General features: G+C 73.6%; 13 protein-coding genes. 2 read left to right on the top strand and 11 right to left on the bottom strand.

Going from position 1 to position 15,274, the window contains the following annotated elements; all coding sequences use genetic code 11:
* Nucleotides 1-14 precede the first annotated feature (14 nt).
* The 3 genes from BJ983_RS25575 to BJ983_RS25565 form a co-directional block, all read right to left on the bottom strand.
* A complete protein-coding gene (locus tag BJ983_RS25575; protein ID WP_246325648.1) occupies nt 15-1,658 on the bottom strand; it encodes an APC family permease in 1,644 nt (547 codons plus the stop codon).
* A 261-nt stretch (nt 1,659-1,919) separates the two neighbouring features.
* Nucleotides 1,920-2,744, bottom strand: a complete 825-nt coding sequence (locus BJ983_RS25570) for a SigB/SigF/SigG family RNA polymerase sigma factor (RefSeq protein ID WP_179796389.1) — start codon at nt 2,742-2,744, stop codon at nt 1,920-1,922.
* A 336-nt stretch (nt 2,745-3,080) separates the two neighbouring features.
* Entirely contained in the window at nt 3,081-4,799 is a 1,719-nt protein-coding gene (locus BJ983_RS25565; RefSeq protein WP_179796388.1) for a CocE/NonD family hydrolase, read from the bottom strand.
* Nucleotides 4,800-4,938: 139 nt separating this feature from the next.
* Between BJ983_RS25565 and BJ983_RS32565 the strand changes: the two genes are divergently transcribed.
* Nucleotides 4,939-6,648 (top strand): metallophosphoesterase, encoded by a 1,710-nt coding sequence (locus BJ983_RS32565; RefSeq protein WP_218890474.1) that lies wholly within the window; start codon nt 4,939-4,941, stop codon nt 6,646-6,648.
* Nucleotides 6,649-6,792: 144 nt separating this feature from the next.
* Here BJ983_RS32565 and BJ983_RS25555 read toward each other — a convergent pair whose 3' ends face one another.
* On the bottom strand, nt 6,793-7,566 hold the full coding sequence (locus BJ983_RS25555) for a DUF2382 domain-containing protein (RefSeq protein WP_179796386.1): 774 nt from the start codon (nt 7,564-7,566) through the stop codon (nt 6,793-6,795).
* Nucleotides 7,567-7,836: 270 nt separating this feature from the next.
* Here BJ983_RS25555 and BJ983_RS25550 point away from each other — a divergent pair, with 270 nt between their 5' ends.
* Entirely contained in the window at nt 7,837-8,829 is a 993-nt protein-coding gene (locus tag BJ983_RS25550) for a patatin-like phospholipase family protein (RefSeq protein WP_179796385.1), read from the top strand.
* On the opposite strand, the gene BJ983_RS25545 is transcribed toward BJ983_RS25550, so the two are convergent.
* The 7 genes from BJ983_RS25545 to BJ983_RS25515 are packed head-to-tail and all read right to left on the bottom strand — an operon-like array spanning nt 8,824 to nt 15,063.
* A complete protein-coding gene (locus BJ983_RS25545; RefSeq protein ID WP_179796384.1) occupies nt 8,824-9,189 on the bottom strand; it encodes a glycerol dehydratase reactivase beta/small subunit family protein in 366 nt (121 codons plus the stop codon). The two genes, BJ983_RS25550 and BJ983_RS25545, sit on opposite strands and share 6 nt — an antisense overlap.
* Nucleotides 9,186-11,030: a diol dehydratase reactivase subunit alpha gene (locus tag BJ983_RS25540; protein ID WP_179796383.1), complete on the bottom strand. Its 1,845-nt coding sequence runs from the start codon at nt 11,028-11,030 to the stop codon at nt 9,186-9,188. Before BJ983_RS25540 ends, BJ983_RS25545 begins: the two co-directional genes overlap by 4 nt.
* Nucleotides 11,030-11,608, bottom strand: coding sequence for a propanediol/glycerol family dehydratase medium subunit (locus BJ983_RS25535; protein ID WP_179796382.1), 579 nt, complete (start codon nt 11,606-11,608; stop codon nt 11,030-11,032). The genes BJ983_RS25540 and BJ983_RS25535 overlap by 1 nt, the downstream gene beginning before the upstream one ends.
* Complete coding sequence (locus BJ983_RS25530) at nt 11,605-13,320, bottom strand: propanediol/glycerol family dehydratase large subunit (protein WP_179796381.1); 1,716 nt, start codon at nt 13,318-13,320, stop codon at nt 11,605-11,607. Before BJ983_RS25530 ends, BJ983_RS25535 begins: the two co-directional genes overlap by 4 nt.
* Nucleotides 13,320-13,751: a diol dehydratase small subunit gene (locus tag BJ983_RS25525; RefSeq protein WP_179796380.1), complete on the bottom strand. Its 432-nt coding sequence runs from the start codon at nt 13,749-13,751 to the stop codon at nt 13,320-13,322. Before BJ983_RS25525 ends, BJ983_RS25530 begins: the two co-directional genes overlap by 1 nt.
* Entirely contained in the window at nt 13,748-14,662 is a 915-nt protein-coding gene (locus BJ983_RS25520; RefSeq protein ID WP_179796379.1) for an MIP/aquaporin family protein, read from the bottom strand. The genes BJ983_RS25525 and BJ983_RS25520 overlap by 4 nt, the downstream gene beginning before the upstream one ends.
* Nucleotides 14,659-15,063, bottom strand: a complete 405-nt coding sequence (locus BJ983_RS25515; protein ID WP_179796378.1) for a GlcG/HbpS family heme-binding protein — start codon at nt 15,061-15,063, stop codon at nt 14,659-14,661. Before BJ983_RS25515 ends, BJ983_RS25520 begins: the two co-directional genes overlap by 4 nt.
* Nucleotides 15,064-15,274: the final 211 nt, after the last annotated feature.

The following is a 15,274-nucleotide window of genomic DNA, read 5'->3' as shown; positions in this document are numbered from 1 at the left end:
CGCTGCGCCCGGGGCTACCCGTGCAACTCCGCCGGTTCGGCCGCCGCCTCGGCCGCCTCGGCCTCCACCTCGCGCGCCACCTGGTCGGCCGGCATCGCCATCGCGACGGCGATGTAGAAGATCACCAGCGACCAGACCGCGACGACGAGCAGGTCGATCCACTCCGGGATGATCTCCGCGCCGTCGTACTGCCCGAGCGCGGAGATGACGAGCATCCCGCCCAGCCACGGCAGGATCCAGGCGAGCGAGCGGATCTGGAGGTCGGGCGCGAAGAACCGCAGCCCCTCCTGCGAGGCCCGGTACGCGCGGTACGCCGCGAAGAGCACGAAGCCCACGGCGATCATGACGCCGAGCTTCCAGTCCGTCGTCCAGCCCGACCAGTAGATGATCTCGTTGGCGGCGATGAAGGAGAGCGGGCCGATCACGGTGGCGGCGGGCAGGCGGTAGGGACGCGGCCGGTCGGGGTCGACCTTCCGGAGCGCGGCGAGGGTGAGCGGGGCGAAGCCGTACATGATCACCGTCGCCGAGGTGACGATCGAGACCAGCGACTGCCAGCTCGGGAAGGGCGCGAAGGAGATCAGCCCGACGACGAAGGCGACGACGGTGGAGACCCACGGGATGCCCCGCTTCGAGATCTTCGCCAGTCCCTTCGGCGCGAACCCGCTCTGCCCCATGGCGTAGGACAGGCGCGCCGAGGTCGCGACGTAGACGAGCCCGGTGCCTGCGGGCGAGACGAAGGCGTCGACGTAGAGCAGGATCGACAGCCAGGTCAGGCCGAGCGCCCCCGCGATCGTCACGTACGGGCCGAAGTCGCCCTTGCCGATCGGGTTCTCCCAGCCCGCCGCGAGCGCGGCCGGGTCGAGGGCCCCGACGAAGGCCACCTCGAGCGCCAGGTAGATCACGACGCCGAGCGCGACCGCCCCGATGAGGGCCCGCGGCAGGTCCCGCTGCGGGTCGCGGGCCTCCCCGCCCATCTGGACCGCCTGTTCGAACCCCTGCAGCGCGAAGACCACGCCGAGCGGGAGCGCCGCGAACACGCCGTGGGCGCCGTAGGGCGCGAAGCCACCGCCGGCGGTGAAGTTGCTGCCGTGGAAGGCGACGGAGATCAGCACGATCACGGTGAGCACCGGGATCGCGATCTTCCAGAGCACGGTGATGCGGTTGGTCTCGGCGAGCAGGGCGACGCCGAGCAGGTTGATCCCGGTGAACACGACCATGAGCGCGGCGGCGAGCACCAGGCCGAGGCCGGTGAGGTTGCCGTCGGCGTCGACGAGCCCGTGGAAGATGTGGTCGAGGTAGGACAGCGCGGCCTCGACCTCGATCGGCGCGATGGCGACCGCCTGCAGCCAGCCCACCCAGCCCGCCGTGAAGCCGGCGATCGCCCCGAACGCCAGCCGCGGGTAGCGCGCCGTGCCGCCGGCGACCGGGTACGTGGAGCCGAGCTCCGCGTGCACCAGCGCCAGCAGCACCAGGATCACGCCGGCCAGCACCCACGACAGGATCGAGGCGCCGCCCGCCGACTTCGCGGCCGTGAGGGCACCGAGCAGCCAGCCCGAGCCGATGATCGAGCCGAGCGAGATGAACAGCAGGGCGCTGAACCCCACGGTGCGACGCAGGCCGGGGCCGCTGGTGGCGGGCGCGGCGGCGGTGGTGGACAAGGCGGCTCCCGGATCTCGCGCGGTCAGGCGGACGGGATCGTGCTCATCCGTGGCCGTGCGCGCGAGCCGGTCATCCGGCGTCGGACCGGGCGCAACCGGACCGTGCGGTGAACATCGCCGGAACATTCGGACACGCCGTCACCAGAACGTCATGCAAGTTCCCGTCCGTCCGCCGTCCGGGACACCCACCCGAGTGGCAGGACAGCGTCGTTGCTGCCACTCGGCGACGGCAACGACGCTCTCCTGCCACGGAGGCGGGTGTCAGCTCGCGAGCGGGGGCCCGGCGTCGTCGTCGGCGAGGAGCTGGGCCTCCACCTGCGCGCGCAGCTGCGTGAGGGTCCGGGCGAGCAGCCGGGAGACGTGCATCTGGGAGATGCACAGCACCGACGCGATCTCGGCCTGCGTCTGCTCGTGGACGAACCGCAGCGCGAGCATCGTGCGCTCGCGCCGGGGCAGGGACGCCACCAGCCCGTGCACCAGCGACCGGACCTCGACCCGGTCGAACTCGGGGTCGACGGTACCGAGGACGTTGACCAGCGAGGAGTCGTCGCCCTCGCCGAGGGTCTCGTCGAGCGACGCCGGGTGGTAGGAGCCGTGGGCGGAGATCGCCTCGCTCACCTCGTCGCGGGAGATCCCCAGGTGCTCGGCGATCTCGGCCGCCGTGGGCGCGCGGCCGAGGCGCTGCGACAGGGCCGCCGTCGCGCCGCCCACCGCGAGGTAGCGGTCCTTCACGCTGCGCGGGGTGCGGACCGACCACGCGGAGTCGCGGAAGTACCGGCGCACCTCACCCATGATCGTCGGCACCGCGTAGGACAGGAAGTCCCGCTCGCGGCCGGGATCGAACCGGTCGACCGCGTGCATCAGCCCCACCGTGGCGACCTGCTCGAGGTCCTCGGTCGGCTCCCCGCGGCGCGCGAACCGCCGCGCGATGTTGTGGGCGACGGGCAGGTAGGCCACCACCAACCGGGCGCGCAGATCGGCCCGTCGCGGATCGTCCGCCGCGTACCCGGCGTGCTCGGCCAGCAACGGCGCGAGCGCGCGGTAGTCCTGCTCCGGTCGCGAGTGGTTCGTGGTCGTGGACGCCATGTACGTACCCCCGCCACCGCGTCCGAGGCACGGCACGCCGCGCTCCGGCGCGGGAGTCCGAGCCTGGTCATCGCGGCTGCGGGCTGAACCGGAGGACGTCGAGCGCGGACAGCGTTCCAGTCCGGCACCACGCAACGCAAGGACCCGATCACGCGCGCCGGAGGTCGGCGGCCGCCGATCGGGTGGTGGGAGCGGGCCGACCGGGGGGACGGCCGACCCGCTCGACACCGTGGGCACCCGGGGGGAGGGTGTCCACCGTGCCCCGCCGGGACGAGCCCGGCGGCACCGTCCAGGGTAGGCGGACGGGTCGGCCCCGGCCGCTCGGGCGCGCCGTGCTCAGGGTTCGACGGGCAGCACCACGTGCGAGGGGTGCGCGGCGTCGTGGAGCACCTCGCGCTCGCGGGCCACGAGCACCCGGCCGTCGCCGAGCGGGGCCCCGGTCCCCGGGTGCCGGGCGAAGCGCGGGTGGGCCCCGCCGGAGACCTGCACCCGGATCCGGTGGCCGGCCGCGAAGCGGTGCCCGACCGGCCACAGCTCGATCTCCACGGCGACCGTGCCGTCGTCGTCGGGCGCCGGCGTCCCGGGCCGGAGCCGCCGGATCCCGTCGGTCACGTTGACCGAGCGACCCGTCGGGTCGACGTCGCAGACCCGGACGAACACGTCGAGGTGCTCGACCTCCGCCCGCACGTGCACGGTGGCCCGGACCGGCCCGAGCGCCACGAGGTCGGAGCCGAGCACGGGGCCGGTGAACACGACGACGTCGTCGCGGGCCTCCAGCGCCGTCTGGTCCCGCGGCCCGGAGGCGCCGGAGAGGATCGGGCCCCCGACGGCGGGGGTGGGGTCGTTCGGGTCGTAGGTGATCCGGGTGCCGGCCCAGTACGGGGACGCGGAGCGCAGCGGAGCTCGACCCGGCTCGTCGTCGGTCACGGCACGGAGCGGTGCCCGGCCCGCGCGGTCGGGGGTGGGGAAGGTCGGCGGTTCGGTCCCGAGCCCGTGGTCGGTGTGCAGGTAGAACGCCTGCTCCACGGTGTGCTCCGGCGGCCAGTCCGGCAGCACCCGCTCGCCCCCGCCGCCGGAGAGCTCGAGGTGCACCCGCGGCCCGTCGTCCGGAAGGGCGTGCCCGAAGGTCTCGTCGAAGGTCCGCAGCGCGTCGCGGATGCCGGCCGCCGTCCCGGCGGGCGTCGTGTGCACCCACGGGCCGATCCGCAGCAGCGGGCGCGCGCCCGCGGCGCGCAGGGCGGCGTGGTCGGCGAGCTGCCAGGGCAGGAAGATGTCCTGCCAGCCGCCGGTCATGCTGATCGCGACGCCGCGGGCACCGACCTCACGCACCCCGGACGCGTACGAGCGCTTGGCCCAGTAGGCCGAGTCGGGGTCGTCCTCCCGGAGCCAGTCCTGGAAGAAGTCGATCGGGACGCCGGCGGCGACGAGGTCGGCCTGCGAGAGCGGGACGGTGCCGAAGCCCGCCTGCACCCGGTGGCGCACGGCCTCGACGAGCCGGCCGCCCAGCGACGGGTGCGTCATCATCGCCGCCCACGAGAGGGCGTTGTCCAGCGAGAACGCGCCGGCGGGGTAGGTCTGGTCGCGGAACTGCGAGGCCGTGACGAGCGTGCCCATCGCCGCGAGGGCGTCGCCGGCCTCGGGGGCCAGTGCCCACTGCGTGATGCCGAGGTAGCTCGGGCCGAGGGTGGCGATCCGGCCGTCGCAGAACGGCTGGGCGACCAGCCAGCGCACCGTCGCCGCCCCGTCGTCGGCCTCGTCGAACGGGGACAGCTGCCCCTGGGAGCCGGCCGTCCCCCGCACCGACTGCACCACCACCTGGTAGCCGCGCTCGGCGACGATCCGGCCGAACACGAGCCCCACCCAGCCCGCCCGGCCGTACGGGCTGCGGACGAGCACCACCGGCCCGCGCGACACCCCGGCCGGCCGGTGGTGGTCGTGGCGCAGGACGACCCCGTCGGGCATCGGGACCGCGACGTCCCGGGAGACCCGCACCCGCGGGGTGCGAGGGGCGGGCAGACCGATCCCACGGCGCAGCAGTCGGGTGACGGGGCTCATCGCACCATCATGACGCGCGCGGGCGCATTCGCGTCCACGCCGGCACACCGACCGTTTCGTCCCCTTCACCGGCCGTGTTCACCTCGTGTTCAACCGGTTTCGGATGCGCACGATCGACCACCGGGTGACGCTGCCCGTCGTGACGCGTACCCCCCGTGGCGAGGCCCCCGACGTCGGCGTCCCCGCGCACCTCGCCGAGCACATGACCGTCGCCGAGCAGCACGACTGGATCGCGGGCTTCCTGCGCCGCCACCCCGTCTCCCGCCGCAGCGCCCTGAGGCGCGGCTCCGGCGTGGTCGCCGCGATGGGCCTGGCGTCCGCGCCGTGGACGCTCGCCGCGTGCGCCTCGGCCGCGTCCGCCCCGGTGTCGGTGGTGGGCCGGCACCTGTCCTTCGGCGACGACCCGCTGCGGTCGATGGCGATGGCCGGGGAGCTGACGGCGCCGCCGCAGGGCCGGGTGGTGGTCGACCTCGGGCAGAACGGTTCCTTCGGCGCGACCCTGCCGGTCGAGGTGCGCCGGCTCGTGTCGCAGGTGCCGCAGGCCGACGGGTCGATCCGCGCCAGTGACCAGTACTTCGTCCACGCGCTCGCGACCGGTCTGCAGCCCGGCCAGGGCTACGACTACCGGTTCCGGCTGGCCGACGGCACCACCACCGACACGGCCACCTTCCACACCGCGCCCCGGCAACCGACCTCGCCGTGGAGCTTCACCGCCTTCGCCGATCAGGGCGTCGACATGGTCCCGCCGAGCGGCCTGTCGGGCTTCACCAACGCCTACTACAAGCCCGACGACACGCGGCGCACGATGACGCCGTCGACCTCGATGGTCGACCGCATCGCGGCGACCCGGCCCGCGTTCCACCTGCTCGCGGGCGACATCTGCTACGCCGACCCGTCGGGCGAGGGCGAGCCGGTGAAGAGCACCGGGACGTCGAAGTCGCCGAGCGGGTTCGACTCGTTCGACCCGACGGTGTGGACCACCTACTTCGGACTGATCGAGCGCAGCGCCGCCTCCACGCCGTGGATGTTCGCCACCGGCAACCACGACATGGAGGCGCTCTACGACGACAACACCGCGCGCGGGGCGCTGCACGGCTACGGCGGCCACGCCGCCCGGCTGGACCTGCCGAGGACGGGGCCGAGCGCGTGCCCGAGCGTCTACTCGATGCGCTACGGCAACGTCGGGGTGATCAGCGTCGACGCCAACGACCTGTCGATGGAGATCCCGACGAACGCGGGCTACTCCGGGGGTAGCCAGGTCGCCTGGCTGCGGCAGACGCTGCTCCAATGGCGCGCGGCGGGCTCGGGGATCGACTTCGTCGTCGCGTTCTTCCACCACTGCGCGTACGCCACGTCCTCCACGCACGCCTCCGACGCCGGGGTGCGGGCGGCGGTCGCGCCGCTGTTCGACGAGTTCTCGGTCGACCTCGCGCTGCAGGGGCACAACCACCAGTACGAGCGGTCGAACCCGATCCGCGCCGGTCGCTCCACCACGCAGGTCCCCGACGGCGGGACGGCGCGGCCCGAGACCGACGGCACCACCTACGTCTGCGTCGGGTCCGGAGGCCGGCCCCGCTACTCCTGGCAGCCCGGCGAGGTGGACCGCTACCGCGGCAACCCGGCGCCGCAGGGCGACGTGAACGTGGTGAGCTATCAGGCGGTCGGCGCGTCGGCGAAGGTCCCGGACGCCGTGGACTGGTCGCAGGCGCGCTACCTCGACTACGCGTACGTGACGGTGGACGTGGTCCCGCCGCCGGGCCCCGGGCAGGTCACGACGATGACGCTGCGCACGATCACCGACACCGGCGTCGAGATCGACCGGGTGACGCTGGAGCGCCGCGCCCGCTGAACACACGGAGAGGCCCGGACCGATGCGGCCCGGGCCTCCCGCCGTGCGCGACGGTGACGTCCCCGGGAATCCTCCGACGCATTCCCGCGGAACTGCCGGTGACGGAGACCCGTCACGTCACCGGAATCGTCGACCTCCGCATTCTCAGTGACGACGCTTCTCGTCGGCCATGACGCCGTTCTCGTCCTGCACGTCGAGGCGCTCCTTGCGGACCTCGTCGGAGAACGACTCGTTCTCCGTCACGGTCTCCTTGGCGAGACGCACGTTCTCCACCGCGTGGGCCTCCTTGCCCACGACCGCACGCTCGGCGTGCAGCGTCACCGACTGCTCGTCCTCACCGATCGACCCCCCGGGGCGACCGTCCCGGACGGGCTCGCGCTCGAGGCGGACCTCCTCGTGGCTGACCGGGACCTCGACGGTCTGGTTCTCGGTGACGACGTACTTGCGCAGGCGGACCTGACCGGTCTCGACCGTCTCCTTGCCGACGTTCAGCCGCTCCTCGGAGAGCGTCATGCTCTCGCCGGACCGGTCGTGACCTGCACGGTCGCCGTCGCCACGGCGGGCGTCGCGACGATCGGTGCCGGCGCGGCCGGCGGTGGGCGCGGTGAGGCCGTAGTGCGAGTAGAGCTCCTGCTCGCCGGTCTCGGAGAGCTCGCCGGAGCCGTCGTCCGAGCGCGGCGCGTTCTTGATCGTCTGCTTCGCCGGTGCCACGTGCAGACCGTCACGGCCCTGCTTCGCGCCGTCGAGCGGAACGAAGGTCTCCTTGGTGCCGAACAGGCCCGTGTTGACCGTGACCCACTTCGGCTCGCCCGTGGAATTGTCGACGAAGACCTCGCCGACCTTCCCGATCTTCTCGTCCTCGCGGTCGTAGACCTCGGTGCCCCGCAGGTCCTTCACCATGTCCGGCGTGATCGTCATCGGTGCTCGACTCCCTGATGAATCGTCGTGGTCGGTCACCGCGGGAGTGCTCGGGAATGCGTTCGCGAACACCTCGCCGGAGCAGGTTCCACCCCGTTGGTAAACGTGTCGCACGATTCGTCGACGCAGGGTCGGTCGGCACGCCCCGTCGGGTCGGGGGACGTCGCCCGCCGGTGCGGACGGTGTGACGCACGGTGATCGTCGCTGCGCCGTGCGTAGGAGTCGAACGTCCGTCTCGCCGAACGGACGTGCAGCCGTGAGGATGAGCGTGTGCCCCGGCGTCATGCTGTCCTCGAGGTCCTCGCCAGCCGTCTCGCGGAGGGCACGGGACCGGGCGACCGGACCGACGGTCACCGCGTCGCGCTCGCGATCGAGGGCGGTGGGAGCCGGGCGACCTACTCCTCGGGCATGGTGCTGGGGCTGGAACGGCTGGGCCTGGCCCGCTGCTTCGACGCGGTGTACGGCGCTTCCGCCGGTGCCCTCGCCGGGAGCTGGCTCGTCGGCGGCCAGACCGAGAAGTGCTGCGCGGGCTGGTGGGAGCCCGGGCTGATGGAGCGGGTGACCAGGCCGGTGCGCGGCCTGCGCGGGCGGCCCGTGGTCGACGTGGAGTACCTCGTCGAGACCGTCGGCGAGGAGATCGTCCCGGTCGACTGGCAGGCGATCGTCGACGCCGAGGTCCCGCTGCACCCGGTGGCGACCGACGTCGACACCGGCGAGGCGCTCGACCTGCACGGCACGATCTCCGACCCGGCCTCGCTCAAGCTCGCGCTGCGGGCGTCCGCGAACGTCCCGCTGCTCGCCGGGTTCCCGATCGAGATCCACGGCCGCCGCCTGGTCGACGCCGCCGTCGCGGAGCCGCTGCCCTTCCACACCGCACTGGACCAGGGCGCCACGCACGTGCTCATGCTGCGCACGCGGCGCGCCGACCAGGAGGCGATCGACGCGACGCGCCTGGAGAAGGCGCTCGTGACCCGGCTCGGGCAGACGAAGGTCCCGGGCCTGGTGCACGTGCTCGGCAATCGGCTGGAGACCCGCCGCGCCGACGACGAGCGACTGGCGGCAGCCAGCCTCGACGCCGGGAGCGAGCCGCCCCACCTGCTCGAGGTCCGCCCGCCCGAGGGCGCCGACACGATCAACCCGCTGGAGACCGACCCCGACCGGCTGCGCCGCGGTGTGGAGACCGGCTGCGACGCGCTCCGGGCGCTGGTGGAGCCGGCGCTCGAGGGTGCGCTTCGCGCCCGGGAGCAGAAAGTGTCGTCATAGCGACCCTTTCTGCTCACCAGCGTGCAGCGCACCTCCCCCGACGATCCGCGCCGCGTCCGCACCGGCCTGCCGCCGGTCCCCGGCCGACGCGTCGGCGGGCAGCACGACGACCGCGGCCGGCACCAGCGCGTGCCGGACCACGACCGTCCCGTCCGCCGCGATGCCCACCCCGACCTGCAGGCGGGACTCCACCGCGCCGCGCCGGGCTGCAGCGTCGGGGGACGCCCCGTCGTCCGGAAAGAGGCCCGTGGGCACGCCCTGCTCCTCCGCGCCGGCGCGGACCTCGCGCAGCACCCCGGGCGGTGCGTCGGGGTGTGCCGCGACCACCACCGTCGGCGGCCCCTCCGCCGCGTCGGTCACGGCGCCACCAGCGCCGCGACGTGGGCGTCGACGAGCCCCGCGGCCACCGCGTTGCGCGGCCCCTCGGTGCCGTGCACGTTGCCGATGCCGCACACCACCCCGTGCGGGGCGAGCGCGTCGGCGACCATCGCCGGGATCTCGAAGTCCAGCGCCGACCCGCCGAGCAGCACCACCGAGCCGAGCAGCCGCAGCGAGCCCTGCGGGGCGACCTGGGTGAGCGCCCGCAGCGCGTTGACCACGAAGACCCGCCGCTTGGCCTCCCGGCGCACCGTGCGCACCGCCTCCACCGGGCGCCGCACCGGCACCGGGACCAGGCCCTCGGGCGTCACCGTCACCACGCGGCCGAACACGTAGGGCGGCAGCGCCTCGTCGAAGAACTGCACCGAGCCGTCCTCGTGGCGCACGTGGAAGAAGCTCTCCACCTTCGCCAGCGGGTGCCGCTTGACCGACTCCGCCGCCTCGCGGTCGTCGAGGCCCAGCTCGGAGTCGATCAGCTTCGTCACCAGCTCCCCCGCGCCGGCGACGTGGACCGCCCACGTCTGCCCGTCCCGGTCGAGCAGGGCCGCGTCGGTGGACCCGCCCCCCATGTCGACGATCGCGATGGGTACCGCGGAACCCGGGGTGGTCAACGCGCCGCGGACCGCGACCTCGCCCTCCACCCCGCCGATCCGCACGTCGCAGCCCAACGCCTCGGCCACCTCGTCGGCCACCGCCTGCATCCGGCTGCGCGAGGTGCGCACCATCGCCGCGAGGGCCACCGCGTTCTCCCGCGAGACCTCCCCGGCGAGCCCGCCCTGCACCGTCACCGGGACCATCGTGTCCACCGCGAGCACGTCCCGGATCCGGATCTCGGCGGCGGGCTGCCCGGTCACGTCGACCATCGTGTCGCGGACGGCGGCGAGCATCCCGCCGACGTGCGTGCCCGGCTCCCCCGCCACGTCCTGCAGCGGGGCCACCCGGCCGATCGCCGCCATGATCGCCTCGGCGCCCTCGTCGACGCCGACGTCGATCGAGCGGGTCGACCCGGAGACGGTGAGGGTGCCGACGGGGATGCGCCGGTCGGTCACGTCGCCCTCCGGGGTCCGGACGACGACGGCGGAGCGCGTGCCCGCGAGCGCCCGCGCCACCGGGGAGACCTGGCGGGTCTGCTCGGCGTCGAGGGAGAACGTCGACGCCAGGCCGTAGGAGTCCGAGAGCGTGCGGATCGTCCGGCCGGGCGGTGCGACCTCGACCGCGGCGAGCATCCCGAGCGGCACCCGGTCGACCGCCGCGACCTCGTCGACGACCGGCACCGGACGGGCCAGCCGGTTCGCCACGAGCACCGCGTCGTCGCCGTGCAGCACCGCCGCGACGACGTCGACGCCCTGCTCGACGGCCCGGTTCAGCGCATGTGCCACGTCGTCGAAGTCCGCGCCGGCGCCGACCACCACGACGACGGGTCCGTCCCGGTCGGTGACGTCGCCGAGCTCGGCCAGCGCCACCGTCGTCCCGACCCCGAGCCCCTCGCCGCCGGGGGTCTCGGGGTTGTGCCCGATCATCGTGGACTCGGTGATGATCGTCTCGGAGATGGTCTCCATGGCCAGCCCGCTGATCACGGGGGTGGCCTCGTTGAGCAGCACCGTGTCCACCGCGGTCGTCGCCGACCGCCCGGCGGCCTCGAGGGCACGCCGGACGGCCGTCACGACCCCGGCCGCGTTGGCCGGGGTGCCCTTGACCCCCGTCGTCGGGGTGAGCGAGGAGGCGAGCCGGTCGGGCCCGCCACCGTCACCCACCTCCGCGGCACAGGCCTCGGTGGTGGAGTTGCCGACGTCGACCCCGACCACCAGCGCCGGTCCGGCCACTAGTCGACCCGCGTGATGACGGGCTCGACCTCCACCGCCGCCCGCGCGTGGTCGATGCACTCGAACTCCTTGAGGTGCAGCAGCGCGGCCTTGGCCTGCCACCGGGGGCGGGCCATCTGGTCGTTGCGGGTCGGCACCGGACGCGGCGAGCGGCTCTGGGCGTACTGCGCGGCGTTGGCCCCGATCATGCGGAAGACCTCGGCGTCGAGCAGCGGGGCCTGCGGGAAGAGCTCCAGGTTCGACAGCCGGGCGAGGTCGCGCTGGTGCACCACCGTGGTGCCCCGGGCGAGGATGCCGACGGCGATCCCGGAGCCGGAGAGCTTCGCCCCGAAGTGCGCGATCGCGGCCAGGTCGGCGGTCCGGTAGACCTTGATCGTCCGGGCGACCCCGCCCTGCTCCTCGATGCCCGCGAGGAGCTGGCGGATCACCTCGGCGTGCGGGACGTCGACGATCGTCTTGGTGAACGGGTCCCCGAACGCGGGGGACAGCGCGATGACGACCTCCTCGGGCCGGGTGCCGCGCTCGGCGGGCCCGATCTCGCGCAGGGTCAGCGTGCGGATGCCGGTCGCGGTCGTCATACGACCTCCTCCTCGGGGTTCTCGGCGGAGGTGACGTGGCGGAGCTTCTTGAGCTCCTCCCACCGTTCGCCGCTCAGGCGGTAACCGGTGCCGGGACCGGCGTAGTCGTTGGCGTCGTTGATCGCGGCCAGCGGGACGAAGTCGCCGGTGAAGATGGCCGCGGTCTGCAGCAGGTCGCCGGACACGCGCTGGCGCAGCACCTGCAGGTAGTTCTCGGCGACGTCGCCGAAGCCGCTGCGCTCGAGCACCTTGACCAGGTCGAGCCCGGTGACGCCCCGCTCCATGACGCTGCGGGCGCCCTCGAGGTCGGCGAGCACGTCGCGGTCGGGGTAGTCGTCACTGGAGTCGGCGTAGGTGGCCGCCTCCACCTCCTCGTCGGTGATCGCCGGGAGGTCGAGCTCGGCGAACACCGCCTGCAGCGCGCGGGCGGCCTTGTTGCGCATCTGGAGGATCACGTCCTCCCGGACGTGGCGCAGCCCGCCGTCGACCTGCATGTCGCGCTGGATGGTGTTCCAGTCGTCGTAGTCCTCGGTGTCGAGGTTGGAGCCCGCGAACATGTTGTCCTTGTTCGGCACCCCGGAGTAGCCGGAGCACACGAAGTCGGTGCCGGAGAACAGCTGCGGGACGAGCCGGCTCGTGCGGCGCATCGCCGAGTGCGAGAACGACTGGTCGTTGCCCGAGGCGCACTCCAGGTCCATCCAGCTCGCGACGAGGTTCTCCGCCGCGACCGCCCGGATGCCGCCGGGGACGGCCCCCGGGACGCCGATGCAGGAGATCGACCCGTTCTGCAGGCCCTGCACGCCCGCGCCCTTGGCCATGAGGATGCAGCGGATCTCGAGGAACAGCATCGAGCGGCCCTCGGCGTTGCCCATCTGCACCTCCGAGCCGGTGCCGGAGGTGAAGCGCATCTTGATGCCGCGCGAGGCGTAGGCCGACGCCAGGAAGGCCTTCGACCAGGGCGTGTCGTCGCCGTCGACGAACACCGACTCGGTGCCGTAGATCGAGATCGTCTCGGCGTAGGCGGTGATGCCGCGCATGCCGAGGTCGAGCTCGGTGGCCTCCTCCAGGGCGCACTGGGTGAGCACGCCGCCGCGCCCGACCTGGCCCCCGACCTGCAGGCCGATCGCCACGAGCGGGGCGTAGCGCAGGACGCCGAGGGTGGTCTCCAGCTCGGCGAACCCGCGGACGGCGGCCTCCGCCGCGTCGGCCGCGACCTGGATCGGGTTGTCCTTCGCGCTCGTCGAGTGCGCCTGGTTCGCCGGCGTGCGCCGCGACCGGACCTTCTGCATCCCCATCATGATCTCGACGACGTTCATCAGCTTGACGACGTCGAGGATCTTCGCCGGGGTGAGCCCCCGGCCCAGGGCGACGACGTCGGCCCGGCTGGTGCGGGGGTCGACGAGCATCCGTGCGATCTCGACCGACTCGGTCGCCATCGCCTGCTCGCAGGTGTCGACGTCGATCGCGTGGTCGGCGATGAAGGTGTCCATGAAGTCGAACTGATCGCGGGTCCGCCCGTCGAGCTCGACGATCCGGCCGTCCTCGACCCGGATCGACGGCTGCGGGTCGAAGTCCGACTCCATCGCGACGAGGCCCTTCTCGGGCCACTCCTCGACGAAGCCGTCGAGGTTCACGGGACGGTTCTCGAGGATCTCGGTGCGCTTGGAGGCGCGGACCTCGGAGGTCTGCGGGCGCGGTTCCACGGCGGTCATCAGGACTCCTCGGCGAGCAGGTTGCGGGCCGCGTAGACCTCGGCGGCCTCGCGGACGAGCGCGGCACAGGTGGTCGCGGAGTAGGTGCCCTCCAGGCGCGCGGCGATCTCCTCCAGCTGCGCGGCGCTGGAGGCGTTGGGGCGCAGCGCGTTGTACATCGCGAGCACCTCGGCGTCGGGGATGGCGGTCATCTCCGCCGCGCGACGGCAGTTCTCGCCCAGCTGACGGCGCCCCGCCGACTCGGCGATGCGGCCCTGCAGCACCAACGTCTCGGGCGTGACCCGCAGGTCCTCGGCGGTGACCTCGCCGGAGACGACGGCGTCCATCGTGATGTCGGCGAGCGCCTTGCCGGTGGGGGTGCGCAGCAGCTCGGGCCGGTTGATCGAGAGCGGATAGTCGGCCGGGGTCAGTTCGGTCGTGTCGGTGGTCATCGGGTGGCCTCCTTGCGGGTGGCGTCCCGGTCGGGGACGACGACGTCGGCGGGGTGGCGCGGATCGGCGTTGGCGCCGGCCTCGGCCGACTCCGGGGTGGGTGCGGGGGCCGGGGTGTCCGCCGTCGCGGGGACCTCGAGGCGCTCGATGAGCAGGACGTAGAGCCCGCCCCCAAGCACGGCGCCGATCACCGGCGCGACGATCGGGAGCCACCAGTACGGCGTGCCGTCCGGCGTCACCCAGGCCGTGTCGTAGCCGGTGACCCACGACGCCAGGCGCGGACCGAAGTCGCGGGCCGGGTTGATGGCGTAGCCCGCGTTGGTGCCCCAGGCGAACCCGATCCCGAGCAGCAGCAGGCCGACCATGAACGGCAGCAGCTGCCCGGCGGCGCCCTGCAGGGTCGCGAGCAGGGCGAACAGCACGAACACCAGCAGCGCGGTGCCGACGACCTGGTCGAAGAAGGCCGTCGTCACGCCGTGGTTCGGCAGCGTCGAGAAGATCGTCTGCGACGCCGAGGTGTGGCCCGGGTCGACCTTCGCGATGCCCGAGCCGTACACGCCGCGGGTGACGAGGGCGGCGAGGAACGCGCCGAGGGTCTGCGCGGCGGTGTAGGGCAGGACGTGGCGCCAGGGGAACTTCCGGTAGACCGCCATCGCGACCGAGACGGCCGGGTTCAGGTGGCCCGCCCCGAGCCGGCCGGCGACGTAGATGCCCATGATCAGGCCGGCGACCCAGCCCCACGTCAGCGTCGCCCAGTCCCCGGCGCCGCCCGACGAGACCACCATCTGCGCCACCGACGCGGTGCCGAAGATGATCAGGATGAAGGTGCCGGCGAACTCGCCGACGAGCTCGCGGCGCAGGGGGGAGACGGAGCGCAGCGGAGCTCGACCCGGGGAGGCTGCGGGGGTCATGCCGGCACCGCCTTGACCGCCGCCTCGGCGACCTGCACGTCCTGGTCGACCGACCCGGCGCTCACCCCGACGGCGCCGACGAGCACGCCGTCGCGGTACACCGGGACCCCGCCGCCGAAGATGACCATCCCGCCGGCGGTCTGCTCGAGCCCGTAGAGCTCGGCGCCGGGCTGGACGAGCGGCATGAGCGCGGCGGTGGGCGCCTCCATGAGGATCGAGGTGCGCGCCTTGCGCTGCGCGATGTCGATGCTGGCGCGGATCGCCCCGTCCTGACGGGCGAACGCGAGCAGGTGCCCGCCGTCGTCGACCACGGCCACGTTCATCGGCTGGCCGATCGCGTCGGCCTCGGCGAGACCGGCGTCGAGCGCGGCACGGGCGTCGGCCAGGGTCAGGCCCGGCATGGGGTACCTCCACGGGGGTGCACGGAGCGCCACGGAGGCTCGGCCGATCACGTGGCGGGGTGGGCGGGTGTGCCCGACGGCACGACGCTAGGAGTGCGCAGGGTCACCGAGCCACGGGGAGAGTCCCCACCCCCGGTCCCTGGGGGATCTCCCGTAGCCCGGACGCCGGTCCCGCGGTGGTCCGGTCGGACCGGTTCCCGCCGGCGGGTCG

The sequence above is a fragment of the Actinomycetospora corticicola genome, from assembly GCF_013409505.1.
Taxonomy (GTDB): Bacteria; Actinomycetota; Actinomycetes; order Mycobacteriales; family Pseudonocardiaceae; genus Actinomycetospora; species Actinomycetospora corticicola.
Note: the sequence above shows the minus strand (reverse complement) of the source record. Positions and strands in the feature narration are given on the sequence as shown.